Annotated in this window: 21 protein-coding genes; 18 read left to right on the top strand and 3 right to left on the bottom strand. The window is 71.8% G+C overall.

The window, feature by feature from the left end; genetic code table 11:
- Positions 1-10 precede the first annotated feature (10 nt).
- The 17 genes from AB0B63_RS11615 to AB0B63_RS11535 all read left to right on the top strand — a co-directional run bounded on the left by AB0B63_RS11615 (position 11) and on the right by AB0B63_RS11535 (position 16,843).
- Positions 11-1,087, top strand: coding sequence for a class I SAM-dependent methyltransferase (locus tag AB0B63_RS11615; protein WP_357017197.1), 1,077 nt, complete (start codon positions 11-13; stop codon positions 1,085-1,087).
- Complete coding sequence (locus tag AB0B63_RS11610) at positions 1,087-1,398, top strand: hypothetical protein (RefSeq protein ID WP_208566055.1); 312 nt, start codon at positions 1,087-1,089, stop codon at positions 1,396-1,398. The genes AB0B63_RS11615 and AB0B63_RS11610 overlap by 1 nt, the downstream gene beginning before the upstream one ends.
- Positions 1,398-1,829: a nuclear transport factor 2 family protein gene (locus tag AB0B63_RS11605; RefSeq protein WP_357017194.1), complete on the top strand. Its 432-nt coding sequence runs from the start codon at positions 1,398-1,400 to the stop codon at positions 1,827-1,829. Before AB0B63_RS11610 ends, AB0B63_RS11605 begins: the two co-directional genes overlap by 1 nt.
- 139 nt (positions 1,830-1,968) lie before the next feature.
- Positions 1,969-3,081 (top strand): ABC transporter substrate-binding protein, encoded by a 1,113-nt coding sequence (locus AB0B63_RS11600; protein ID WP_357017191.1) that lies wholly within the window; start codon positions 1,969-1,971, stop codon positions 3,079-3,081.
- 27 nt (positions 3,082-3,108) lie between these two features.
- Positions 3,109-3,933, top strand: a complete 825-nt coding sequence (locus AB0B63_RS11595) for an ABC transporter ATP-binding protein (protein ID WP_208566052.1) — start codon at positions 3,109-3,111, stop codon at positions 3,931-3,933.
- Positions 3,934-3,945: 12 nt separating this feature from the next.
- Positions 3,946-4,797, top strand: a complete 852-nt coding sequence (locus AB0B63_RS11590; RefSeq protein ID WP_357017186.1) for an ABC transporter permease — start codon at positions 3,946-3,948, stop codon at positions 4,795-4,797.
- Positions 4,794-5,546 carry an SDR family NAD(P)-dependent oxidoreductase gene (locus AB0B63_RS11585; protein ID WP_357017183.1) on the top strand — a complete coding sequence of 251 codons (753 nt, stop codon included), beginning with the start codon at positions 4,794-4,796 and terminating at the stop codon, positions 5,544-5,546. The genes AB0B63_RS11590 and AB0B63_RS11585 overlap by 4 nt, the downstream gene beginning before the upstream one ends.
- Positions 5,547-5,596: 50 nt before the next feature.
- Positions 5,597-6,961 (top strand): M20/M25/M40 family metallo-hydrolase, encoded by a 1,365-nt coding sequence (locus AB0B63_RS11580; protein WP_357017180.1) that lies wholly within the window; start codon positions 5,597-5,599, stop codon positions 6,959-6,961.
- Complete coding sequence (locus AB0B63_RS11575; protein ID WP_357017177.1) at positions 6,958-7,776, top strand: alpha/beta fold hydrolase; 819 nt, start codon at positions 6,958-6,960, stop codon at positions 7,774-7,776. The genes AB0B63_RS11580 and AB0B63_RS11575 overlap by 4 nt, the downstream gene beginning before the upstream one ends.
- A gap of 63 nt (positions 7,777-7,839) precedes the next feature.
- Positions 7,840-8,829 (top strand): EamA family transporter, encoded by a 990-nt coding sequence (locus AB0B63_RS11570; protein WP_357017174.1) that lies wholly within the window; start codon positions 7,840-7,842, stop codon positions 8,827-8,829.
- Between the two features lie 46 nt (positions 8,830-8,875).
- On the top strand, positions 8,876-9,703 hold the full coding sequence (locus AB0B63_RS11565) for an IclR family transcriptional regulator (RefSeq protein WP_357017171.1): 828 nt from the start codon (positions 8,876-8,878) through the stop codon (positions 9,701-9,703).
- Entirely contained in the window at positions 9,700-10,965 is a 1,266-nt protein-coding gene (locus AB0B63_RS11560; RefSeq protein WP_357017168.1) for a CoA transferase, read from the top strand. Before AB0B63_RS11565 ends, AB0B63_RS11560 begins: the two co-directional genes overlap by 4 nt.
- A 35-nt stretch (positions 10,966-11,000) precedes the next feature.
- Positions 11,001-11,840, top strand: a complete 840-nt coding sequence (locus tag AB0B63_RS11555; RefSeq protein ID WP_208566044.1) for a cyclase family protein — start codon at positions 11,001-11,003, stop codon at positions 11,838-11,840.
- A complete protein-coding gene (locus tag AB0B63_RS11550; RefSeq protein ID WP_357017164.1) occupies positions 11,833-13,299 on the top strand; it encodes an MmgE/PrpD family protein in 1,467 nt (488 codons plus the stop codon). The genes AB0B63_RS11555 and AB0B63_RS11550 overlap by 8 nt, the downstream gene beginning before the upstream one ends.
- Positions 13,296-14,759, top strand: coding sequence for a dihydroorotase family protein (locus AB0B63_RS11545; RefSeq protein ID WP_357017161.1), 1,464 nt, complete (start codon positions 13,296-13,298; stop codon positions 14,757-14,759). The genes AB0B63_RS11550 and AB0B63_RS11545 overlap by 4 nt, the downstream gene beginning before the upstream one ends.
- Before the next feature lie 8 nt (positions 14,760-14,767).
- Positions 14,768-15,661 carry a CoA ester lyase gene (locus AB0B63_RS11540; RefSeq protein ID WP_357017158.1) on the top strand — a complete coding sequence of 298 codons (894 nt, stop codon included), beginning with the start codon at positions 14,768-14,770 and terminating at the stop codon, positions 15,659-15,661.
- Between the two features lie 282 nt (positions 15,662-15,943).
- A complete protein-coding gene (locus AB0B63_RS11535) occupies positions 15,944-16,843 on the top strand; it encodes a hypothetical protein (protein ID WP_357017155.1) in 900 nt (299 codons plus the stop codon).
- Between the two features lie 72 nt (positions 16,844-16,915).
- On the opposite strand, the gene AB0B63_RS11530 is transcribed toward AB0B63_RS11535, so the two are convergent.
- The 3 genes from AB0B63_RS11530 to AB0B63_RS11520 form a co-directional block, all read right to left on the bottom strand.
- Positions 16,916-18,511: a class I SAM-dependent methyltransferase gene (locus AB0B63_RS11530; RefSeq protein WP_357017152.1), complete on the bottom strand. Its 1,596-nt coding sequence runs from the start codon at positions 18,509-18,511 to the stop codon at positions 16,916-16,918.
- 184 nt (positions 18,512-18,695) lie between these two features.
- Positions 18,696-21,515 (bottom strand): M14 family zinc carboxypeptidase, encoded by a 2,820-nt coding sequence (locus AB0B63_RS11525; protein ID WP_357017149.1) that lies wholly within the window; start codon positions 21,513-21,515, stop codon positions 18,696-18,698.
- 274 nt (positions 21,516-21,789) lie between these two features.
- On the bottom strand, positions 21,790-23,295 hold the full coding sequence (locus AB0B63_RS11520) for a phosphoesterase (RefSeq protein WP_357017146.1): 1,506 nt from the start codon (positions 23,293-23,295) through the stop codon (positions 21,790-21,792).
- 529 nt (positions 23,296-23,824) lie between these two features.
- Here AB0B63_RS11520 and AB0B63_RS11515 point away from each other — a divergent pair.
- Positions 23,825-25,462 carry a fibronectin type III domain-containing protein gene (locus AB0B63_RS11515; RefSeq protein ID WP_357017143.1) on the top strand — a complete coding sequence of 546 codons (1,638 nt, stop codon included), beginning with the start codon at positions 23,825-23,827 and terminating at the stop codon, positions 25,460-25,462.
- The last annotated feature ends 72 nt before the right edge of the window (positions 25,463-25,534 follow it).

The following is a 25,534-nucleotide window of genomic DNA, read 5'->3' as shown; positions in this document are numbered from 1 at the left end:
GAGATCAGCCATGTTCGACGTCGAGGACCGCCTGACCCTGGACGAACGATCCGCCGTGGACTTCGTCCTCGGCCTGCGCAAGCGCTGGGCCGACACCGTGTACCCAGCACTCACCAGGGAGTACGCCGCCACCGGTGCGCCGGCCACCAGCATCGACGAGGCCGGCCGGACCCTGCGCGAACTGCCGCTCTACCCCTGGTTCAGCCACCTCGAACGGGTGCAGCAGAAAATGCTGTGGAAGGCGGCCGGCGACGCCGTACTGGACCGGCGTGCGGAGCTGACCCGGCAACTGACCGCCGTCCCGGCGCAGCCGGCCGGCTCGCTCACCCTCGACCCCGACCTGCCCCTGCCGGACTGGTACACCGACTACGACATCCACATCCAGCCGGGCGGCTTCTTCTCCGACGACATGTCCGCCTACGTCTACGAGTTCGGCGCGCGGATCGTCATGCTGCGCGACAACGACGGCTACAAGTTCCACCAGCTGTTCACCCGGACCGCCCTGCCCGACCGGCCCGCCGCGACCCGGGTCGTCGACATCGGCTGCGGCTTCGGCAAGAGCACCCGGCCGCTGGTGGGCCGCTACCCGACCGCCCAGGTCATCGGACTCGACCTGGCCGCCCCCGGACTGCGCCTGGCGCACGCCGAGGCCGAGGCCGCCGACCTGGCCATCGACTACCGGCAGGCCGACGGCCGGGCCACCGACCTCGCCGACGCCTCCTGCGACGTGGTCACCGGCACGATGGTGCTGCACGAGATGCCGGCCACGGCCATCCGGGAGACGATCGAGGAGGCCGCCCGCCTGCTCAAGCCGGGCGGCGCGCTGCGTTTCCTGGAGTTCCAACTCACCGGTGACCCGCTGCGCGACGCCACCGTCTACGAGCACGCCGAGCGGAACAACGAGCCGTTCTTCCACGCCCTGTTCGGCTCCGACCTGCTCGCGATCTGCGCCGAGGCCGGCCTCACCGACGCCGGCTGGACACCGTTCGACGAACGCCGCAAAGGCATGCAGCCCGAGGGCTGGGGCGACCGGTCCGAGTGGCACTTCCCCTGGGCCGTACTGTCCGCGACCAAACCGGAGGCGTGATGAGCACCGAGTTCGACTACTTCGGCGACCCCCGGCTCGGCAAGCTGCTCGACCTGGTGCTGCAACTGTCCACCGAGCTGCACGTCAGCCGGCAGCGGCTGCGGGTGCTGGAGCAGCTGCTGGTCCGCCGGGACGTGCTCGGTGCCGGTGACGTCGACGGCTTCACCGCCGACGACGCCGAACAGCTCGCCCTGGCCCGCGACCGCGACCAGTTGCTGCACCGGCTGATGCGCATCCTCACCGAGCAGGGCCCCGCGGAGCACCCGCTGCGCGACCAGTGGGAGGCGGCGCTGAACGGCAGGGCCGGCTGATGGACAGCGGGCGACCGCCCGGGGACCTCCCCGACGGCACCCTCGCCGACGAACCAGCCCGGCTGGTCGACCACTACCTGCAACTGTGCGAGGACCGCGAGCTGGACCGGGCCGGTCGCCTGCTCGCACCGGAGGTCCGGATCGTCTTTCCCGGCGGCCGGGTCTACCGCAACCTCGACGAACTGGTGGCCGGCGCGACCGGCACCTACCGGTGGGTGCGCAAGCACCGCGACCGCTACCTGGTGGGCACCGACGGCGACGCCGTCTCGGTGGTCTCCCTGGGCCGGCTGTACGGGCAGTGGCCCGACGGCGCCGGCTTCGACGACATCCGTTACGCCGACGTGTTCGTGCTGCGCGACGGGCTGATCGTCGAGCAGCACGTCTACAACGACCTCGCCGACACCGTGGCGCGGCGGGACCCGTCCCGCTGATCCACCGACCCGGGTCCTCGCCTCCCGCCCGCCGTGGCGGCGTCGGTCCGACCCACCCACACCAGCACCGATCCGTCCCGGCCGTCGCTGCTGTGCGCGGCTGACCAGCCCTTTCCCTGAACGAGGACGAGGTATCGACATGAAGCACAAGTGGGGTTTGCTGCCGGCGGCGCTGGTCGCCGCGGTGACGCTGGCCGGATGCGGGGGCTCCGGTGACGAGTCGGGCACCGAGGCGGGGGCACCGGCGAAGTTGACCTTCGCCATCGCCTCGGCGGTGATCGGCCCGAAGGAGGAGGTCGCCGTGTACGCGGTGGCCAAGGAGCTGGGCTACTTCGACGAGGAGAAGCTGACCGTCGAGACGATCAACACGGACGGCTCGGTCGCTGCGCTCCAGGCGGTCGCCTCGGGAAGTGGTGACCTCACCGCCGCCGACACCGGCTCCATCCTCGGCGCGGTACAGAAGAACGTCCCGGTCAAGGCCATCGGCGGCCTGGTGCAGAACTGGCCCTGGGTGATGGCGGTCAAGCCGGACAGCACCCTCACCGGCGGCGCCGACCTGAAGGGCAAGAAGATCGGGGTGATCAGCCTGGCGTCCGGCTCCGCCCCGTACGCCCGGGCCTACGTCGCGGCAGCCGGCCTCGACCCGGCCAAGGACGTCGAGCTGCTGCCCGTCGGGGTCGGCGCGCAGGCCGCCGCCGCGCTCAAGGACGGCAAGGTCGACGTGCTGGCGCTCTACACCCAGGCGTACGCGGTGATCGAGAACTCCGGCACCACGCTGAAGTACCTCGACAACCCCGACGCCTTCGACGGCATCCGGTCGCTGAGCTTCGCCGTCGGCGCCCGCAAGCTCGACGACAACAAGGACGTCTACACCCGGTTCCTGCGGGCGGCGTACAAGGCGATGCTCTTCTCCGCGAAGAACCCGGAGGCCGCCATGCGGATCGGCTACAAGGTGTTCCCGCAGATCCTCGCCGGTAAGGACGCGGCGGCGCAGCTGCCCGCCGACACCAGGAGCCTCACCGCCTGGCTGAAGACCGCCACCCCGGCGTCCGGCAGCCCGGATCAGTTCGGCGACTGGGGTGCGATCAGCGACCAGGAGTGGACCAAGACCCAGGCGTACACCAAGGAGGCCGGCCAGATCACCGGTGACGTTCCCCTCGGCGACGTGTGGGAGCCGGGTCTGCTCTCCGGCGCAAACCAGTTCGACAAGGCCGCGGTGCTCGACAAGGCCGCCAACTACCCCGCCCAGTAGCGCGCGGCGGACGCGGAAGGGAACGCGATGGCCATCAAGGCGATGGGACGCCGGGAGCAGCAGCCGGCCACGGTGTCGGAGGACTCCTGGATCGAGGTGGCCGGCCTGGACAAGCAGTACCAGCCCCGCCGGTCGGCACCCACCCAGGCACTCAGCGACATCAACCTGACCGTCCGGCGCGGCGAGTTCATCTCGGTCGTCGGTCCGTCGGGTTGCGGCAAGACCACCCTGCTCAAGATCCTGGCCGGGTTGAGCCCGAAGACCGGCGGCACGGTACGGATCGCCGGCACCGAGGTGGTCAGACCCCTCCGTGAGGTCGGGATGGTGTTCCAGGCGCCCACCCTGCTGCCCTGGCGCACCATCTTCGACAACGTCATGGTGCCGGCGGAGATCCAGAAGTTGGATCCCGCCCGGCACCGGCAACGCGCCCAGGAACTGCTGGAGATGGTGGGCCTGACCGGGTTCGAGCGGAAGTACCCGCACGAACTCAGCGGCGGCATGCAGCAGCGGGCCGGCATCTGCCGGGCGCTGGTGCACGACCCGGCCGTACTGCTGATGGACGAGCCGTTCGGCGCGCTCGACGCGATGACCCGCGAGTACATGAACGTCGAGCTGCTGCGCATCTGGCGGGAGAGCAACCAGACGGTGGTGCTGGTGACGCACTCGATCCCCGAGGCGGTCTTCCTCTCCGACCGGGTCGTCGTGCTCAGTTCCCGCCCGGGGCGCATCGCCGAGGTGCTGCCCATCGACCTGGACCGCCCGCGCGACCTGGGCGTCATGTCCTCCGACCGGGCCGGGGTCTACGTGGACCGGATCCGCCGCCACTTCCACGCCGCCGGCGTGATCGACTGACGAGGTGCCGCCATGGCAACGACAGATGTGCGCGACAAGCCGTCCCCCGGCGCACCGCCGGGCCCGCAGCCGGCCCGGCGGCGGTCCGACCTGCGGGACCGTCCCCAGCTGTGGCTCGTCCCGACGGTCTTCGTCGTGGTCGTGCTCGTTTGGGAGTACGGCACCCAACTGCTCGACGTCGACGAGTACGTGCTGCCCCGCCCCTCCCAGATCGCCGAGGCGCTGCACCGGCAGCTCACCGACGACCAGTTCTGGGGGCACTTCTGGGTGACCACCCAGGAGTCGCTGCTCGGCTTCGCCATCGGCGTCGGTGCGGCGGTCCTGCTCGGCACCTTCATCTCCCAGATCAGGGTCGTCGAGGCCACCCTGATGCCGTACATCGTGGCGTTCCAGACCGTGCCGAAGGTCGCCCTCGCCCCGCTGTTCGTGCTCTGGTTCGGTTTCGGCTTGACCAGCAAGGTGGTGATGGCGGCGGTCATCTCGTTCTTCCCGATGCTGGTCAACGTCATCGAGGGGCTGCGGGCCGCCGACGCCGACCGGATCCAGATGCTCACCGTGTTCGGCGCGAGCCGGTCGCAGATCTTCCGGATGGTCCGGCTGCCCAGCGCGCTGCCGTTCATCTTCGCCGGCCTCGACATCGGCATCGTCTTCGCCATCCTCGGCGCGGTCGTCGGTGAGTTCATCGGCGCCAAGGAGGGGCTGGGCTACCTGTTGTTGCAGACCAACTACAACTTCGACATCGCCGGCATGTTCGCCGTGCTGGTGGTGCTGTCGCTGATGGGGCTGGTCGCGCACTTCGTCATCCGGCTGCTGCAACGACGGCTCGCGTTCTGGGCCGAGGACACCAAGGTGATCGGGGCATGAGCGTCCCGACGGACGACCCGAACCGGTTCGACGGCCGGGTGGCGCTGGTCACCGGGGCGGCCCGGGGCATCGGCGCGACGATCGCCGCCACCCTGGCCGCCCGGGGGGCCACCGTGGCGTACGCCGACGTCGCCGACACCTGGGACACCCCCACCTCCGACGGGCCGCACAGCCGGCACCGGGTGGACGTCCGGTCGGGCCGGTCCTGCGTCGACCTGGTGGCCGACGTCCTCGACCGGCACGGCCGGCTGGACCTGCTGGTCAACAACGCCGGGGTGGTCCGGCGGGGGCCGGCCGCGACGATGAGCGAGCAGGACTTCAGCACCGTGCTCGACGTGAACCTCACCGGCACGTTCCGGGTCTGCCAGGCCGCGTACCCGGCGCTGCGGGACACCCACGGGTCGGTGGTGAACATCGGCTCCACCAACGGCCACATCGCGGTGCTCGACACCGTCGGCTACTGCGTCAGCAAGGCCGGCGTGCTGCACCTGACCCGGGTGCTGGCACTGGAGTGGGCGCCCGACCGGATCCGGGTCAACGCGGTCGGCCCCACCATCGTGCCCACCGACATGACCGCCGACGTACGCGGCGACGCCGGCTATCTCGCCGACAAGCTGGCGACCATCCCGCTGGGCCGGATGGCGGAGCCCGCCGACGTCGCCAACGCGGTCGCCTACCTGCTCAGTGACGCCGCCGCCATGGTCACCGGCCAGACGCTCTTCGTCGACGGCGGCGTCACCATCCACTGACGGTCGGCAGCCGCACCGCCGACCGGACCACCCCGTGGGAGGAACCCCTCATGGCACACCCCGACACCGCAGCCGCGCTCGCGGCGGTGGACGCCCACTTCGACGAGTTCGTGGCCGAACTCCAGCAGCTCTGCCGGATCCGCAGCCGTCGACAGGAACCGGACCAGATGCTCGCCACGGCGGAGTTCATCGCCGACTCGGTACGCCGCTGGGGCGGCCACGCCGACCTCGTCGACTGGGAGCACTCCTACCCGTACGTACTGGCCGAGATGCCCGGCGACGGGGAGCGGGCGCTGCTGCACTTCACCCACTACGACGTCGAGGTGGAGCCGGCCGGTGACGACGCCGACTGGATCAGCCCGCCGTACGCCGCCGAGATCCACGACGGCCGGCTGTACGCCCGGGGGGTGGCCGACGACAAGGGCGCCCTGATGTCCCGCATCCACGCGGTGGCCGCCTGGCGGCTGGCCGGCCTGCCCGCCCCGGTCACCAGCCGGTTCATCTTCGAGGGCAAGAAGTGGCTGCACAGCCCGGGCCTCGGCTCGTTCGTCGACGCCCACGCCGACCGGCTGACCAGCGACGGCGCGCTGTGGGAGAACTCCTGGGTGGACGGGCAGGACCGCCCGCTGCTCAAACTGGCCGAGAAGGGCGTGCTCTACCTGCGGCTCACCGCCCGCACCCTGCCCCGCGACCTGACCAGCCAGAACACCGCGCTACTGCCGGCGGCCACCGCCCGGCTGGCCGCCGCCCTGGCCCGGTTGCAACGCCCCGACGGCACGGTCACCGTCCCCGGCTTCGCCGACGACGTCCGCCCGCTGACCGACCGGGAGCGGGAACTGCTCGCCGAGGTGGAGTTCGACGGGGACTACCTGCGCCGCCGGGCCGGGGTCACCAGCTTCGCCGGTGGCCTCGACGACCGGCAGGCGGCGGTGGCGATCCGTACCGTCCCCACGCTCACGGTGGCCGGGATCTCCGGCGGTGACATGCGTGACGACGTCACCCTGGGCATCCCGTCGACCGCCACGGCGAAGGTGGAGATCCGGCTGGTCCCCGGTCAGGACCCACAGCGGGTGCTGACCGCGGTCTGCGACCACCTGGATGCGACCGGTTTCGGGGATCTGGACGTCGAGGTGATGGCGACCAGCCGGCCGAACATGACCGACCACCGGGACCCGTTCGTCGCCCTGGTGGCCGACGCGGCCCGGCGAGTCTACCGGACCGAACCGGTGATCGAGCCGTACACCCAGTGGATCGGCAACCAGGGCACCCTGGCCGGTCGGCCCATCGTCGGCGTCGGCGTGTCCCGGGCCGACTCCGGGGTGGACGGGCCGAACGAGAACATCCGGCTCGACGACTACCGGGCCGGCATCAAGCACGTCGTCGAGGTCATGGCCGCCCTGGCGGTGACCCGGTGAGCCGGGTCCGTGGCACCGCCCGTCGGGGCTACGTCGACCTGCCCTGGGGTCAGGTCCACTACCGCGAGGCCGGCCCGCCCGCCCGGCCGACCCTGCTGATCGTGCACCAGTCGCCGCTGTCGTCGGCCACCTACGATGCGGCGCTCGCCCCGCTGGCCGCGCGCGGCCTGCACGTCGTCGCCGTGGACACCCCCGGCTTCGGGATGTCCGACCCACCACCGCACCCGTGGTCGATCCCCGAGTACGCCACCGCGCTGTGGCAGACCGCCGACTCCCTCGGGCTGGACCGGGTGCACCTGCTCGGGCAGCACACCGGCGCGACCATCGGTGCCGAGGCGGCGTTGCGGGCCCCGCACAGGGTCGGTCGGCTGATCCTGCAGGGCCTGCCGCTCTACGCCCCAGCCGAGCGGGCCGAGAAGAAGGCCGGCTACGCCCCCGGTTACCGGCCGGACCGCGACGGGTCACACCTGCGGGTGATCTGGGACCGGGTGTACGGCCTCTATCCCCGGCTCACGCCCGACGAGGCGGACCGGCAGGTCGCCGAGTACCTGATGACCGGGCCGGACTACGCCACCGCCTACCGGGCGGTCTTCGACCACACCCTCGACACCGCCGCCCTGGCGGCGGTGCCCACCGTGCTGCTGCACGGGGCCGACGACCTGGTCGACCGGATGACCCCGGTGGTGCGCGCCGCCCTGCCGCACGCGCCGCTGGTCACCATCCCCGGTGGCACCGACTTCGTCGCCGACGAGCAGCCCGAGGCGTTCGCCGACGCGGTCGCGGGGCAGCTCGACGTTGAGGTGGCGACCCCGTGACCGGCCGGCGGCCCGGGTGCACCTACACCCCGTGGGCCGACCCACGGACGGGGGTCCGGGCCGATGGCCTGCGCTGACCGGGCGACCGTCGTGGCCGCCCGGCCACCGGCGGCACCCGGCCGTCCGGGTGAGCCCGCCGCCACGGCTGCCGGTCTGGGCGCGGTCTACCTGCTGTGGGGCTCCACCTACCTCGGCAACCGGATCACCCTGGAGAGCCTGTCGCCAATGGTGTCCACCGCCGGCCGGTTCCTGGCCGCCGGGGTGCTGGTGTGCACGGTGGTGGCGGTCCGGCGTGGGCCGGGCCGGCTGCGGCTGCCCCGGGCCCAGTGGCCGGGGGTCGCCGCCGGGGGAGTCCTGATGGTCGGCGCGGGCAGTGCCCTGCTTGCCGTCGGTCAGCAGTACGTCGCCTCCGGACTGGCCTCCCTGCTGGTCGCCGCCATGCCGCTGTGGGTGCTGCTGATCCGGCTCGGCTCCGGTCAACGCCCCCGGCCGGCGGCGGTGGCCGGGGTCCTGGGTGGACTGGCCGGGCTGGCGTTGCTGCTGGTCGCCGCCCCCGGCCAGGGGTTGCACCTGGCGGGTATGGCGACGATCGTGGCGTCGACCGTGGTGTGGGCGCTCGGCTCCACGCTGACCCAGCGGCTGGCCGTGCCGGCCGACCACCTGGTCGGCACCGGGTGGCAAATGCTGGTCGGCGGCGCCTGCGTGGCGGTCGCCGGCCTGTTCGCCGGCGAGTGGCACGACCTGCGCCCCGCCGAGGTGACCACCCGGTCCTGGCTGGCCTGGCTGTACCTGATGCTGGTCTGCACCGTCGTCGGTTTCACCGTCTACACCTGGCTGCTGCGCCGTGCCCCGCTGCAACTGGTCGCCACGTACGCCTACGTGAACCCGGTGATCGCGGTCCTGCTCGGCATGGTGGTGGTCGACGAGCGGCTGACCGGCCGGCAGGCGCTCGCCGGCGTCGTCGTGCTCGCCTCGGTGGCGCTCGTGGTGGCGGTGGAACGACATCGACAGTTGCGAGGATTGCCGCCGGGCACCCCCGTGACGCCACCGTGAGCGGCGGTCCATGCCCACCCCGCGTACGTCGACAGTGAGGACTGACATGACCACCACCCCCGTCATCGCCCGGGACGACAGACCGGTCCGCTCCGGTCTCGGGCGGGCGCTCGACGTCATCAACATCATCGCCGGACGGGCGCCGGAGACCCTCGGCGTGTCGACCATCGCCCGGGAGCTGGGGCTGCCGAAGGCGGTCGCGTACCGCATCCTCAAGGAGCTGGTGGCCGACGACTTCCTCAGCTTCAACGAGGAGACGAAGCGCTACCGGCTGGGCACCGGCGCGCTCGCGGTGGGCCTGGCGGCGCTGCGGGCGCTGGACGTGCCGGAGATCGCCCGGCGGTACCTGGTCCGGCTGGTCCGGGGCACCGGGGAGACCGCCACCCTGTCGGTGCGGCAGGGCTGGATCAGGGTCTACATCGACCAGGTGCTCTCCCCGCACGAGGTGCGCATGTCGGTCTCCCTCGGCACCAGCCACCCGCTGCACTCGGGGTCGTCGTCGAAGGCGATCCTGGCCGCGCTGCCGGCCGTCGAGCTGGACGAGTACCTCGGGCAGCCACTGGACCGGGTCACCCCGTCGACGATCACCGACCCGGACCTGCTGCGGGCCGAACTCGCCCGGATCCGCCGGCAGGGGTACGCGGTGAGCCTGGGCGAGCGGCAGAACGGGGCCGGCAGTGTCGCCGCCGCCGTCCGGTACGGCACCGGTCAGGTCTTCGGCTCCATCTCGCTGTGCGGGCCGCAGGACCGGTTCACCCCGCAGGTCTGCGCCGCGCACGGCGCGCTGGTGGCCGCCGCCGCCGGTGAGATCTCCGCCGAACTCGGCTTCCGGCCGCCGATGCCGCGCTCCGGCGGGGGAGAGGGGACGTCATGACGACGACCGACGACCGACCCGACCCGACCCGGTCCGCCGCCGACCGGCCCGGTGCCGCCCCACCCGGTGACGGGCCGCTGACCGGCCTGCGGGTGCTGGACGTGTCGACGATCCTGGCCGGTCCGCTGTGCTGCCAGATCCTCGGTGACTTCGGCGCCGAGGTGATCAAGATCGAGCATCCGACCGCCGGTGACAGCATGCGCGGGCACGGCAAGTCCCGCGACGGCCATCCGCTGTGGTGGAAGGAGATCTCCCGCAACAAGCGCACCGTCGGGCTGAGCCTGTCCGCCCCGGAGGGTGCCGCCCTGCTGCTGCGGCTGGCCGCCCGCGCGGACGTGCTGGTGGAGAACTTCCGCCCCGGCACGTTGGAACGCTGGGGGGTCGGCCCGCAGGAGCTGCACCGGGTCAACCCGGGCCTGGTGATCGCCCGGATCACCGGGTTCGGGCAGACCGGCCCGTACGCCGGGCGGGCCGGTTTCGGCACCCTCGCCGAGGCGATGAGCGGCTTCGCCCACCTCACCGGCGCCGCCGACGGCCCACCCTCACTGCCGGCGTTCGGGCTGGCCGACAGCATCTGCGGGATCGCCGCCTCCTCGGCGGTGATGATGGCGCTGTGGCACCGGGACCGCACCGGCGGTGCGGGGCAGGTGATCGACATGAGCCTGCTGGAGCCCATCATGACCGCCGTCGGCCCCGGCCCCACCGTCTACGACCAGCTCGGGATCGTCGAGCAGCGCAACGGCAACCGGTCGGTCAACAACGCGCCCCGCAACACGTACCGCACCAGTGACGGCGCGTGGGTGGCCGTGTCGACAAGCGCCCAGGCGATCGCCGAACGGGTGCTGCGGCTGGTCGGGCACCCCGAGGTGATCGACGAACCGTGGTTCCGCACCGGGGCCGGCCGGGCCGGGCACGCCGACGAACTCGACGCCCACGTCGGCGGGTGGATCGCCGCGCGGACCCGCGCCCAGGTCACCCGGGCGTTCACCGAGGCCGGCGCCGCCGTCGCCCCGGTCTACGACGCCCGGGACATCGTCGAGGACCCGCACGTTCGAGCCACCGAGATGCTGACCACCGTGGACGATCCCGACCTCGGGCCGATGCGGATGCACAACGTGATGTGGCGGATGTCCGGCACCCCGGGACGGGTCCGCTTCACCGGCCGCGCCCTCGGCGCGGACACCGACTCCCTGCTGGTCGACGAGTGCGGCTGCGATCCGGCCGAACTCGCCGACCTCCGAGCCCGCCACATCGTCGCCTGACGGTGTGGCCGTAACCCGCTGAAACGTGAGGAACCGTGACGACCACCGCCCGACACGCCGACCGGCTGCTCGACGCCGTCCGCGCCGGCGTAGCGATCTACGACCTCGGCCGGCAGCTCTCGATCGGCATGCCGCAGTCGCCGAACCATCCGCCGTTCTGGCTCAGCATGCCCCGCCGGCACGGTGACATGGTCCGCGCCGACGGTGGGTCCGCCGCCAACGACCTGCTGGTGATGGGGACCCACGTCGGCACCCACGTCGACGCGCTGGCCCACGTCTCCCACGACGGCCGGCTGCACGGCGGCGCGGACGCCGCCGCCGCCCAGGCCGGTGGGCGGTTCACCGAGCTGGGTGTGCACACGGTCGCGCCGATGGTGCGCCGGGGTGTCCTGCTCGACGTCCCCGCCGCGCTCGACCTGCCGGACTGCCCGCCCGGCTACGAGATCACCCCGGCCGACCTCGACGCCGCCGTACGCCGCCAGGGAACCCCGGTGCAGGCGGGCGACGTGGTGCTGATCCGCAGCGGCTGGGGTCGGCACTTCGACGACGAGGACCCCGGCCGGTACGTCGGCCGGGAGTCGGGTGTGCCGGGCATCAGCACGGCGGGCGCGCAATGGCTGGCCGCCGCGGGGGTGCACGCCGCCGGTGCGGACACCATCGCCTTCGAGTGCCTGCGTCCCGGCCAGGGACACAGCGCCCTGCCGGCACACCGGGTGCTGCTGGTCGAGCACGGCATCTATCTGATCGAGACGATGGCGCTGGAGGAGATCGCCCGCGACGGGGTCCACGAGTTCACCTTCCTGATGGCCCCGCTCGCCCTGTACGGCGCCACCGGCTCCCCGGTCCGGCCACTGGCGGTGGTCGGTCGTGCCTGAGTCGACCCTCGGACGGCAACTCGCCGTCTTCGCCGCCGAGACCCCCGCCACCGCCCTCCCCGCCGAGGTGGTCGACAGCGTCCGCAACCGGGTGCTCGACGTCGTCGGCCTCTGCGTGGCCGCGGTCGACCTGCCGACCAGCCGGGCCGCCCTGGAGCACGTCCGGGAGCAGGGTGGCCTGGGCCGGGCGACGGCGATCGGACTGCCCACCCCGGTGCCCGCCCCGCTGGCCGCCTTCGCCAACGGGGTGCTGGCGCACTCCCTCGACTACGACGACACCCACCTGCCGTCGGTGCTGCATCCGAGCGCGTCGGTGGTGCCCGCCGCGCTCGCCGCCGCCGAACTCACCGGTGCCTCCGGCGCGGAGACGGTCGCCGCGATCGCCGTCGGCCTGGAGGTCTGCGTCCGGCTCGGGATGGCCGGTTACGACCGGTCCGCCGGCAACTCGGTCTTCTTCGAACATGGTCAGCACGCCACCTCGATCTGCGGCACCCTCGGTGGCGCGGTGGCCGCCGCCCGGCTGTTCGGGCTGGACGGCGACCGGACCCTCGACGCGCTCGGGGTGGCCGCCTCGATGGCCGCCGGCCTGATCGAGGCCAACCGCACCGGCGGCACGGTCAAGCGGATCCACTGCGGGTGGGCGGCCCACTCGGCGGTCACCGCCGCCAGCCTGGCCCGGCACGGCATCACCGGCCCACCGACGGTGCTGGAGGGGCGCTTCGGCTTCTTCGAGGCGTTCCTGCGCGGCGAGTACGACCCGGCGGAGATTGTCCGTGGGTTGGGCGTCGACTGGGCGGTGCCGGACATCTTCTTCAAGCCGTACCCGGCGAACCACTTCACCCACGCGGCCATCGACGCCGCCCTGGCCCTGCGGGCGCGGGGGGTGACCCCGCAGGACGTGGCGCAGGTGACCCTCGGGGTGCCCACCCCGGTGATCCGCACGATCGGTCAGCCCATCGACCGTAAGCGCCGCCCCGCCACCGGCTACGAGGCGCAGTTCAGCGGCCCGTACGCGGTGGCGGCGGGGCTGCACGGCGGTGGCGTGCTGGGTGTCGGCCCGGACGACTTCACCGACGCCCTCGCGGTCGAGGAGTCCCGTCGGGCGGTGATGGACCGGGTGGAGGTGGTGCCCGACGCACGCTGCGACCGGATCTTCCCGTACCAGTTCCCGGCCGTCCTGCGGGTGGTCACCCGCGACGGGCGGGAGTGGACCGAGGAGGTGCTGACCAACCGGGGCGGACCGCAACGCCCCCTGTCCCGCGCGGAGCTGGCGGTGAAGTTCCGGCACAACGTCGCCGGCCGGCTGCCCGAGGAGGTCGCCGCGTCGGTCGAACAGGAGATCGGCCGGTTGGACCGGGCCCCGGACGTCCGGCGACTGACCGGGCGGCTCGCGGCGGCCGGACCGGCAGCGGCCACCGCGGTGGCCACCCACGACACACCCCGAGGAGTGAAAGCATGAGCACCTACGACCTGCTGCTGCGCGACGTCCGGGTGGTCCGGCACGACCGGCCCGACGCCGAACCGGTGGACGTGGCGATCACCGACGGCCGGATCAGCCGGGTCGCCCCGGGGATCGAGGCGCGGGAGGCCGCCACCGTGCTCGACGGGCAGGGCCGGCTGGCCTTCCCCGGTGTCGTCGACGCCCACCAGCACTGGGGCATCTACAACCCGCTGGGGGAGGACACCGCCTCGGAGAGCCGGGCGTCGGCCCAGGGCGGCGTCACCACGGCGCTGACGTACATGCGCACCGGGCAGTACTACCTCAACCGGGGTGGCCGGTATGCCGACTTCTTCCCGGAGGTGCTGGCCGCCTGCGAGGGCCGGTCGCACATCGACTACGGCTTCCATCTCGCCCCGATGATGCGTGAGCACATCGGGGAGATCCCGGAGTTGGTCGAGCGGTTCGGGGTGACCTCCTTCAAGATTTTCATGTTCTACGGCGGGCACGGCCTGCACGGTCGTTCGGCCGATCAGAACTCCTTCCTGATGATCCCCGACGATGAGCGGTACGACTACGCCCACTTCGAGTTCGTGATGCGCGGCGTGCAGGCCGCCCGGGAACGCTTCCCCGACCTGGCGGCGCAGATCTCGCTGTCGCTGCACTGCGAGACCGCCGAGATCATGAGCGCCTACACCCGGCAGGTGGAGCAGGAGGGCCGGCTGACCGGGCTGGAGGCTTACCACGCCTCCCGGCCGCCGCACTCCGAGGGACTGGCGGTGTCGATCGCCTCGTACCTGGCCCACGAGACCGGGCTGCCCAACGTCAACCTGCTGCACCTGTCTTCGGCCAAGGCGCTCGACGCCGCGCTGCGGATGGCCGAGGCGTTCCCGCACATCGACTTCCGGCGGGAGGTCACCATCGGGCACCTGCTGGCCGACATCACCACCGCGCACGGCCTCGGTGGCAAGGTGAACCCGCCGCTGCGGCCCCGCGAGGACGTGGAGGCGCTCTGGGCGCACCTGCTCGACGGTCGGGTCGACTGGGTGGTCAGCGACCACGCCTGCTGCAAGGACGAGGTCAAGTTCGGTCAGCCCCGCGACGACATCTTCCTGGCCAAGTCGGGCTTCGGCGGGGCCGAGTACCTGTTGCCGGGGCTCGTGACCGAGGGCCGTCGGCGTGGCCTGCCGCTGTCCCGGGTGGCGGCGCTGACCTCGTGGAACCCGGCCCGGCGGTTCGGCCTGGCCGGCAAGGGCGCGATCGCCGAGGGGTACGACGCCGACCTGTGCCTGGTCGATCCGGACAGCGCCTGGACGGTCCGCGCGGAGGATTCCGAGTCCACCCAGGAGTACACCCCGTTCGAGGGGTTCGACCTTACCGCCCGGGTCACCGACACGTTCGTCCGGGGCGCGCACGTCCTGGTCGACGGCAAGGTCACCGGCGACCCGCAGGGCCGCTACGTGGCCCGGACCGCGCGGTAGGGGGCGTGGTGCGGCCCGTCGCGCGCAGCTACCTGTACGTCCCGGGTGACCGGGCGGACCTCATCGCCAAGGCCTCCGGCCGGGGGGCGGACGCCCTCGTGCTCGACCTGGAGGACGCGGTCACCCCGGCCCGCAAGGAACACGCCCGCCGCACGGTGGCCGACGCCCTCGCCGACGTGCCCGACACCGGGCAGCGGTGGGTCCGGATCAACAGCGACCAGGTCGAGGCGGACGTGGCGGTGCTGTCGGCGGCGGCGGCCGGCGTGTGGGTGCCGAAGGCGGAGCCGGAGCTGCTGCGCGAGGTGGACCGGGTGCTCGGCGTGGCGGAACGTCGGCTCGGCCTCGCCGAGCGGACCTTCGGTGTGGTAGCCCTGGTCGAGAGCGCCCGTGGCGTGCTGACCGTCGCGCAGGTCGCGGCTGCGCCACGGGTGCTGCGGCTGGGGCTCGGCGAGGCGGACCTGGCCGGGGAGCTGGGTCTGCAACCGGGGCCGGACCGGGCCGAGTTCGCGCCGATCCGGTCGCAGGTGGTGGTGGCCTCTGCGGCGGTGGGGATCGTCGCGCCGGTCGGCCCGGTGGAGACGGCGCTGCGTGATCCACAGCTGCTGGAACGCACCACCGGCATCCTGCTGCGGCAGGGGTTCCGGGCCCGCACCGCCATCCACCCGGGTCAGCTCGCGACGATCAATGCGGCGTTCACCCCGACGGTGGCAGAGGTGGCCGCCGCCAGAGCGGTGCTCGACGCGTGGGAACGGGCCGGTCGGGAGGGTTCAGGGGTGGCCACCGACGCGGCCGGCCGGCTGCTCGACCGGGCCGTGGTCCGGACCGCCACCGAGGTGGTGAGCCGTGGCGAACGGTCGGCCGGGCGGCCGGCGGGTGCCGATCACCGAGATGGCGAGCAATGATCTACGTCACATTGTGAACCCTTCTCGCAGTGGCTGGCACGGAAGGCACGTTCCGGGCCGAATCCCTTTTCCGTGCCCTACATTCGGCGCCCAGCGCTCCCGTTTCGGTGGCGGCGTTCCCGCCGACGAAACACCACCGGACACACACCGTTACCTCGTCTCACCCCGCGTGGTCGACCGGGGTTGATTGCCACCCGACAACGAGCGCCTCGGTTTGTGCCGCTCACTACCCTGACCGATGATCCAGTGCCTGGGTACCGTCGACAGCGATAAGGGCTTCAGATGAGCAACAGTCACCCTCCGTACGGAGAACAGCCGGATCCGAACGTCACCCCGTGGAGCGGGCCGCCGGCCCCGCCCGCCGGTTACCCGGCGTACGGCCAGCCGGGCCAGGCCCCGCAGTACGGCCAGGCCCCGCAGTACGGGCAGGCCCCGCAGTTCGGTGTTCCCGTGCCGCCGCAGAAGTCGAACCGGGGCCTGGTCATCGGCCTCATCGTCGGCGCGGTGGTCCTCATCCTCGCGCTCTGCGGCGCCGGGATCGGGCTCGCCCTGGTCGGTGACGACGAGGCCGACCCGACGCCGGACCCGGTCGCGACCACCGCTCCCGGGCCCGGGACCGGCAGCGGCACGGACACCCCGCCGACCGCGCAGCCGTCCGAGTCGTCGCCGGAACAGCCGAACAACAACAACAACGCGGTGACTGCGCGCTACTCCAGCGACCTGTCGTCGGTCTGCGACGGCAGCCCGATCCTCAACGCCGCCACCTACAGCGGCCCGACCACCGCCAAGGCGTACGTCTTCTCCAACAACCCGGAGCGGCCGACGTTCTGGTCGTCGAAGCTGGTCGGCTCCGACAAGCGGTACTACGCCAAGTCGGCCGACTTCACCACCGTGTCGGTGGTCGGCTGCATGTCGATGGTCCCGGGCAGCGAGGGCGCGCCCAAGAAGTGCGACTACAAGGCGAGCGACGGCAAGAACGTCAGCGTCTCCTACATCTCCTCGCGCTACCAGCTGACCTTCTTCGCCGCGAAGACGGCCGAGAAGATCGGCGACGGCGGGGTCGTCAACGCCCCGGCCACCCGGTGCCCGAGCTTCATCTCGTACAACAAGACGACGATGAAGGCGTACGCGGCCCCGGACAGCGGCACCATCGAGGCCGCCCTGGACAAGTTCCTGTCCTGACCGGCTCCTGACGGCGGTGCCGGGGGCGGGGGGGGATTCCCCCCCGCCCCCGGCCTTCCGTCTCCCGCCGGATCAGGTGTTGACCGGCCGGCGGGCGACCAGCAGCACGTGCGTCACCGGCCAGTCCAGCGGGCTGCCGTCCAGCGCGGACAGCTCGGCGGTCGGCGCGAGCCGGTGGGTGACGATCCAGTCGTTGCGGTACGAGCCGCTGGCGGGGTCGACCTCGAAGCCCACGTCGGCCAGCAGCGCCTTCCAGTCGGCCCACTCCAGCCCGCAGAACTCCTCCTGCGTCTCCGACAGCCAGTTGTCGGTGTAGTCCTTGCGGGTGAGGAAGTCCATCGCCGAGCCGAGCGGCAGCTCGACCACCGCCCCGGTGCCGTCGTCGACCGGGCGGAACCCGAACGGGAACCGGTAGTCGACGGCGAACTGGTCCAACCGGGCCCGCGTCGACAGCCCGGCGAGCCGCTCGGCCACCTGGTCGGCCGGCAGCGCCGCGAGGTCGGGGTGGGGCCGGGCCGGGTTCGCCCCGTCGGTCGTCGACAGCCGCAGCCGTACCGTCCGATCCCGGCCGTCCGGTCCGCACACGTCACTGTTGATCCACACCCCGCCGGGCACCGTGTGGTCGTAGATGGCCTGCACGAACCGGCGCAGCGACGCCATCTGATCGCCGTACGACCAGATCTCGTGGGTCAGCGCGAAGGTCATCGTGGTGTCGACCGAGCGGGGTGCGAACACCGCCCCGCCGAGCACGTTGCGGCGGTAGAAGAACACGTTCGGGTTGGCGAAGAAGCCCTGCGCCTTCTTGTGCACGCACTCCTCGTAGAGGTGCCGGGCCACCTCGACCCCGATCAGGTCGCTCTCGCGCAGCGTCGGCTCCCGGTCGGCCAGCTCCAGCACCGCGCCCGCGCCGCAGCCGACGTCGACGATCCGGCCGGGCCGTACGTGCTCGCGCACCGCCGCCCACTTACGCTGCGCCGCGTCGGCGAACGCCTCGGCGTACGTGCGGTAGTCGCGGGTGGCGGTCAACCCGCCCTCGTCCCCGACCACCGGATCGTTGACCACCGAGCGGACCAGGTCGTCGAGCCGGTAGCGGGCGTAGACGTCGAGGGTCGCCGGGTGGGCCAGCTCCCGCCACGACGGGTCGTCGGCGGCCAGCCCCAGCAGCACGTCCCAGGGCCGGGCGGGGGTCGGGTCGACGTCGGCCTCGACCCCGGCGATCGGGAACCCCAGCCGGGCGTACATGGCGGCGACCTGCGGGGTCGAGCAGGCGACGACGGTGTTCGCCGGGGTCAGCTCCAGGCCGGCGGTCGCCGCGACGTTCTTCAGGGTCACCTCGGCGAACCGGTCGGTCTCGGCGGTGTCGAAGACCGGCACCACCACCGACCGCAGTCCGGCCAGCACGCTGAACCGCTCGATCGCCGCCTCCCGCCGGTGGTAGGGGACCGGGTTGCGGCGGGTGTTCTCGTGGTTGGCCGAGGTGACCGCCCAGACCACGGTGGCCTCGTCGTCGGTGACCCGGCCGGCGGTGCCGGTCGGCCCGGCGTCGGCACCGGCGTGGTCGCCGGCGGCAGCGTAGTGGTGACCACCGGTGGCGAGCCGGTGCAGATAGTCGGCCTGGAACCGGGTCAGCAGGTGATGTCGGCCGGGAAACAGCAGGTAGCGGGGCATGCACCGTTCCTAGCCGATGTCGGGTCACCGGCTCCGCGCGGGGTGCCCGGGGGCGAGTGACCGGCCCGGGCATCCCGCGGAGTGCCCCGGGGCGGGTGGCCGGCTCGCCACCGGGCCGGATCGTCCGGGATGCCCGGGCGGGTGGTGGCGACGCCGTGCGGCGTCGCCACCACCCTGACGGGTGCTAACCCACCACGGAACGCAGCGGGACCTGTTCGGCCCGCAGGGTCCGCACCAGGTCACCCAGGAACGGGTGCTCGTCGACCTGCAGACCCGCCGGGTTGGGGATCACCAGGTACGCCGAGCCGCCCGCCACGGTGACCCGCGCGGTGTCGGTGTACCGCTGCACGACCGCCTCGGCGCGGGCCAGGTCACCGGCGGCCACCTGGAGGGTGAACGGCCGCCACTGTCCGCCCAGGTTCTCCGCCACCGGTGCCGCCGCCGCGGCGGCGCGGGCCGGGTCGACCGGGACCGGCGACGCGGTCCGGGCCGCCGGGCCGCCACCCGGGTAGAGCAGCGCGTTGGCCACCAGGTGCAGGCCACTCTCGTTGTACGCCCGGAACAGCGGGTTGAACGCGAACAGCACCGCCCGACCGGCGCCGGTCGGCTCGTCCACCACCGCCACGGTGCCCTTGAGCGCGTCACCCTGCACGGTGTAGCCGTTGGCCCAGAAGGTGTCCCCGCTGGGGTAACGCAGCACGTTGCGGCCGGTGCTGCTCGGGGTGAGGATCGGGTCGTTGTTGTTGAACTCGAAGTCCTCCGCCGGCCGGCCCAGCCCGACCGGGCTGTCCGGGTCCACGTCGACCCGCAGGTGCGAGCCGATCACCGTGTAGCCGGTCGGCTTCGGCTTCTCGGTGGTGGAGGTGAGACCGGCGGCGCGGGCCATCCGGGTGCCCTCGTTGCGCAGGCCCAGGTAGGTGTGGCCCTGGGCGATCCAGGCGCGCAGGTTGGCCTGCCCGGTCGCGGTCAGCCCACCTGTCGCGTTGCTGCCGTCCGGCACCAGCAGCACCGTGCGGCCGGTGAAGGCGGGGGTGTTGTCGTTGATGTCGGCGGTGGTGACCGGGGTGAGGTCGAGGCCCCACCGCTTGCCCAGCACGTACCGGGCCTCGCCGTGCGAGCCGGAGGTGGTGGAGATGCCGGTGCCCTGGAACAGGCCGACGTCCGGCCGGCTGATCGGGGTGCCGACGGCCGCCGTGGTGTACGGGGTGAGCGTGACGCCCAGCTTCTTGGCCGTGGTGTTCAGTTCCGGCGTCAACGCGCCGGCCGGCATCCCCACCTCGCCGCTGTCGAGGTCCCGGACGAGCTGCACGTCCTGACCCAGCAGGGTGAAGGTGAACTCGGCCGCGGCGGCGGAGTCCAGCGCGTAGGTGTAGGAGCCCTTCAACGGCGGCGCGGCGAGGATCTTGCCGCCACCGGTGTTCTGGATCTTGTCGATCAGCTCCGCGTTGGGCTTGACGTCCGCGCCGGTGTAGACGGCGTTGAGACCCATCAGCAGCGGGTTGCTCCACGACGACACGTCATAGAAGTACGGGAACGGCGTGTACGGGTCCTCACCCATGATCGCCTGGATCCAGTGCTTCTGCGGCTGGTTCATCGGGATCCAGTACGACCCGACCGGCACGGTCAGGTTGGTCGCCGAACGGCCACCGAAGAGCTTCGCGGTGGGCAGCTTGACGGCCTTCTTCACCTGGTAGACCTCGACGTCCATCCGGCGCAGCCGCTCGACGAGCTGGCGGGCGTCGGCGAGCTGCCGGTCGGGCAGCAGGAAGTACGACCGGACGGTCTGCGCCGGCACCGGGAACTGCACGGTGTTGGTCGGCTGGACCACCTCGTTGGGCTCCAACGTGCCGGCCCGGCCCTGGGCGAGGGCGTCCTTCCAGATCTTGAACCAGCCGGTGAGCACCTCGACCTTGTGTGCCGCCGCCCAACCCAGCGTCGACCACTGGGTGTGGAACTGCTGCTGCACCCGGTCGGCCACCGCCGACGAGCTGCCCTTCTCGAAGGTCATCCCGGCGGCCCCGAAGCCGGCGGCCGGCACCGTGTCGCCGTACCCCATGAAGAACAGGTCGTAGGTGGAGTAGTTGAAATAGCACTCCGTGGTCACCGTGGCGTCACATGCGCCGTTGTAGCCGAAGCCGGCCTTGTTGGCCTCGCCGATCCGGTTGATCCAGTCGACCGCCTCGCCGGAGATCTCGTGGTGGATCGGGTCGGCGTTGGGCGGGAAGAAGTACTGCCGGCCGCCCATCTCGTGCGCGTCGATGAAGACCTGCGGCGGATACTTGCGCATCAGTTCGAGCTTGCCGTCGGTTTCCTGCTGGGTGCGGGCGAACCAGTCCCGGTTCATGTCGAAGCCGTACTCGTTCTGCCGGCGGCTGGCGTCGCGGCCGTCCGGGTTCTGCGTCGGCACGATGATGGTGACCAGGTTGTCGTTGCGCTGCTGGACCTCGCAGGACAGGCCGGCGGCCAGCTCGTACAGGGTCTTGAGGGCGGCGTCGGTGCCGCTCTTCTCGCCGCCGTGCACGTTGGCCGTCACCCAGACGATGGCCGGCGCCGCCTCGGCGATCTCACCGGCCTGCTGCTGGCCGAGCACCCGGGGGTCGCGCAGCGAGCGGACGTCCTCGGCGATGCCCTTGAGCACGGCCGGCCGCACGTTGCGCTCGTTGGACACGATCGCGTACGGCAGCGGCTGGCCGAGCACACTGGTGCCCATCACGCCGGTGACGACCCGCTTCGACGCGGTGTCCACGGCGGTGAGGTAACCCCGCACCTCCTCGTTGGTGACCACCCGTTCCTGGCCGGTGCCGAGCGGGAAGCCGAGGAAGCTCTCCGGGCTGGGCACCGAGGCCAGCCGGTCGGTGGGATCGGTACTGCAGGTCGTCGGGGGTGCCGCCGCGGCGGGCGGGCCGACCACCAGGGGGGTGATGCCGGCCAGCAGGACGATGGCGGCGGCGCTGGCCAACCGCTGGCGGGAAAGCGATGCGGAGCGGATTATCGGCGTTCGCATGAGGCGTTTCGTTTCCCTTCCCGGGAAATGAACCAAGGGTGCCCGGAGCGTATGACCTGCGCTTTCGGGTGGTCAAGATTCACAACCGGGGGCCGGTACGCGATTCGCCAATTGCCCCACACCCGCTCGAATACGGACGTTTGATGGCGACTCGGCGTCCACCCTGGACTCTCGTCCGCCCGGGAAGATCCGCGCCGTACGCCGGATCATATTCACCGTCGTCGACCGGGTGTGGGCGGTCCCGGCCCGCCGTCGGCGGGCCGGGACCGGGCGGTCAGCGCACCCGGACGAACACCGGGTTGGAGTAGAACCACAGGTCGCTCCACGGGCTCTCCAGCCCGTCGGCGAGCGGCTCGGCCTCGTCGGTGCTGGTGCCGCGTACCCGCAGGTAGCTGTCGGTCCCGACGTCGCGCAGGGTGTGCCGGATGACGTACTGCGCGCCCTGCTGCTGCCAGTCGCGCGGGCCGAACCGGGCCACCACGGCGGTGGTCGGGTTGGTGTCGGCGTCTCGGTCGACGCTCGGTCCGGTGACCTGCCCGACGATCAGGTCCACCCGCCGGACCTGCGGGCGGTCCCCGTTGCCGTTCGTCCCGGCCGGCGGCCGGAACCGGATCACGACGTCCACGTCGGTACGGTTGCGCCGGCTGACGGTGATGGTCTCGCCCGCCCCGGCCGAGTGCCCCTGGCTGCTGGCGGTGACGTCGAGCCGGTTGATCAGGTCGCCGGTGGTGACGAAGATCCGCCCGTGCCGCAGGCCGTCCATGATGTCGTGGTACTCCTGCCGGGCCAGCACGTAGGTCTTGCTGTACTCACCCGGCCAGAAGTCGGTGCCGCCCCGGGTCCAGTGCACGTGCGAGTCGGAGGTCGCGGTGATCCACCAGTGCCGCCCCTCCCCGAGCAGCGCGTCCCACAGCCCACCGACCCGGGCGGTCGCCTGGTCGTAGCCGCCGTAGGTGGGGTGGTTGCCGTAGCCGCCGCGCGCGCTGCCGTTGAGCGGGCCCGCCTGGTGGCCCGGGGCACCCTCGAAGCCGACGTACACGTCCGGGGCCGCGTCGTTGCCGTTGCGGAACTCGTGCGGCAGGTCCTGGCCGTAGACCCCGAGCCCGGTCGCCGAACGGGAGGTGTGGTGGGCGATCACCAGTGGCTTGTGCGGCATGTTCCGCGCCACCTTGAGGAACTCCACCATCTTGGCCTCGGTGTCCCGGCCCGGGTCGGCCGGGAACGGGTCCCGCTTGGCGAACCGGCTCTCCAGCTCGAAGAGCTGCTTCGCCTCGTCGGCGTGCCGCGGGATCATCAGGGTGTGGTGGTCCATCGCCGGGGCGTCGAACTCCATCCCCCAGAACTGCAACACCTCGGGCACCAGGCGACGCGACCGCAGCAGATCGGGGTACGCCTGCTCCAGGTTCACCTTGGAGTGCGTCGGCCCGCCGTGGTCGGTGCACATCGCCCAGGTCAGCCCGAAGTTCTTCGCCATGATCGCGTTGGTGACGATCGGGTAGACCGCGTCGGCGCCCTTGCGGAACGTCGGCGGGTTCGTCGAGGTGTCGAAGTCCCCGCTGTACTCGGAGTGGATGTGGTGGTCGCCGGCCCGCCAGACCCGGTTGTCGGGCCGGCCCGGGTCGGCCTGCGCCTGATCCTGCCGGTCCGGGTCGGCGTGGGCCGCCTCGACCCCCACGAACGGGCCGGCGGCGGCGAGCGTCGCGCCGACGCCCGCGTATTTCACCAGTTGGCGGCGTGACAGCTGACCGCCTGTGGCGTCCTCGGAATCCCTGTGCTGCACTGCGGAGCCCTCCACGTGATCCGGATGTCGACCGTGTCGGTGACGAAGCCTCCGAGAGGAGGATGAACGGCCGCTGCACGGCACGCGGGGCAGGGGTGAACGACGGCCGGCCAGGCCCGCCGCGCGCCCGGACCGGCTGGTGGCCGGGTCGCCGGGGGGTGCCCCGGCCCCGGCTGCCGTCCCGGGTTGCCTCCCACGGGTGGGATATCTATGTAAATGCATTTCCCGCTTATCGATGAGAAGGAAATCTCATTGACCACTTGCTATGCCGCAACTAGTATTCGGTGCGCAGGCGGTCAACGGGGAGCGGTCGCGGTATCCACATCGAATGCTATTCCGGTGTCGCGCGGCCGATTCGTCAAGCTTCTGGCGAAGGCATTCCGGAGCAATTCCCCGCCACCTATTCCACGACCGATCCCGAGAAACGCCGGGCGGGTCGTGGTGTCGCGTGCGTGGGGGTCACCGGGAGGTGGCATCGACTCCCGGCACGCACCGGTCAGGACCGACCACGCCGAGAGGAACCCACTCCATGCGCGCTGACCCGATCCGCCGCCGCCCCCCGGGCACGGCACTGCCCCTGCTCGCCGCGGTGGCCGCGATCGTCCTGCTCCTCGCGGGGACCCCGAGCCACCTCGCCGGTGTCCACCTCGCCGCCGCGGTGGACATCACCGACACCCCCGGCACCATCACCGACCAGTGGGGGACCACCGGCCTCGAGGGCATCGACAAGATCGTCGACAACACGCCCTACCGCAAGTACTTCACCTACAGCGGCGCCGGCTGGATCCAGTTCGAAGCGACCACGGCCGCCGTGGTGACCAGCTACGCCGTCACCTCCGCCAACGACTGGCCCGACCGTAACCCACGCAGCTGGGTCTTCGAGGCCTCCACCACCGGCAGCAGCTGGACGCCGCTGGACACCCAGAGCAACCAGACGTTCATCACCGGCTTCCACCGCAACACCTACTCGTTCGGCAACACCAACGCCTACCGGTACTACCGGCTGCGGGTCACCGCCACCAACGGGTCGGTCAACATGCAGATCGGCGAGTGGCAGATCTACGGGACCACCACCGCCACCACCCCGGCGCCGGCCGCGCCGACCGGACTGGTCGCCACCGCCGCCACCGACCAGATCCAGCTCACCTGGACCGACAACACCCGGTGGGAGACGGCCTACCGGCTGGAACGCTCGACCAACGGCACCACCTGGAGCACCGCGTACGTGCTGCCGGCCAGCACCACCAAGTACCACAACCTGAAACTGCCGGCGGGCACCCACTACTACTACCGGCTGCGGGCCGAGGGGGTGGCCGGCAACTCCAGCTACGCCACCGCCGACACCACCACCCTCAGCGCCACCCCGGCCACCACCTGGACCGAGACCTGGCACGCCCCCAACGAGACGCTCACCCGCTACTACTACGACGCCAACGTGGCCATCTACCGCGATCCGGGTCTGGCCTCGACCGACCTGACCTGGGTGAAGGACTACGCCAAACAGATCTGGGAGTACGTCCAGGCCAACTACGGCAACCTCAGCGGCCAGCGGCTGTACGAGGTGCTGCACGACGACGCGGGATCGGGCGGGTTCGCGCTGAGCCAGTTCGACCCCAACACGGCATTCCGCGACGTCAACGACATGAGCGGCGGCGGCTGGGGAAACACCGACCTCAACGAGGACGTCGTCTCCCACGAGATGAACCACACAGTCGAGTTCACCGCGTTCGGCGTGAACGGCTCACCCGCGTACGGCATCTGGGGTGACAGCAAGTGGGCCGAGATATTCCAGTACGACTGCTACGTCGGCACCGGGCGGACCACCGACGCCACCCGCTGGAAGAACGCCAAGCTGCTCACCTCCGACAATTTCCCGGTCGCCAACACCTACTGGTTCCGGGACTGGTTCTACCCGATCTACCAGAACTACGGTGGCAAGGTCGTGCTCAACAAGTTCTTCCAGTTGCTCTCCCAGCATTTTCACCAGTTCGACGGGGTCTACGCGCGGGACCTCAACTGGGGGGAGTTCGTGCACTTCTGGAGCGGCGCGGCCGGCGTGAACCTCAAACCTCTGGCCACCACCGCGTTCGGCGGTTGGCCCACCGACTGGCAGGCGCAGTTCGTCCAGGCGCAGGCCGACTACCCGGGCGTGACCTACACCCCGTGACCCGGCCGGGGGGGGGGGGGGGCCGCCCCCCGGCGGGGGGGGGGCCCGCCCCCCCGCGGGCCCCCCCCCCCC

Source organism: Micromonospora sp. NPDC049081, from assembly GCF_040648835.1.
In the GTDB taxonomy this organism is placed as follows: Bacteria; Actinomycetota; Actinomycetes; order Mycobacteriales; family Micromonosporaceae; genus Micromonospora; species Micromonospora antibiotica.
This window is presented reverse-complemented; position numbering and strand designations above follow the sequence as displayed.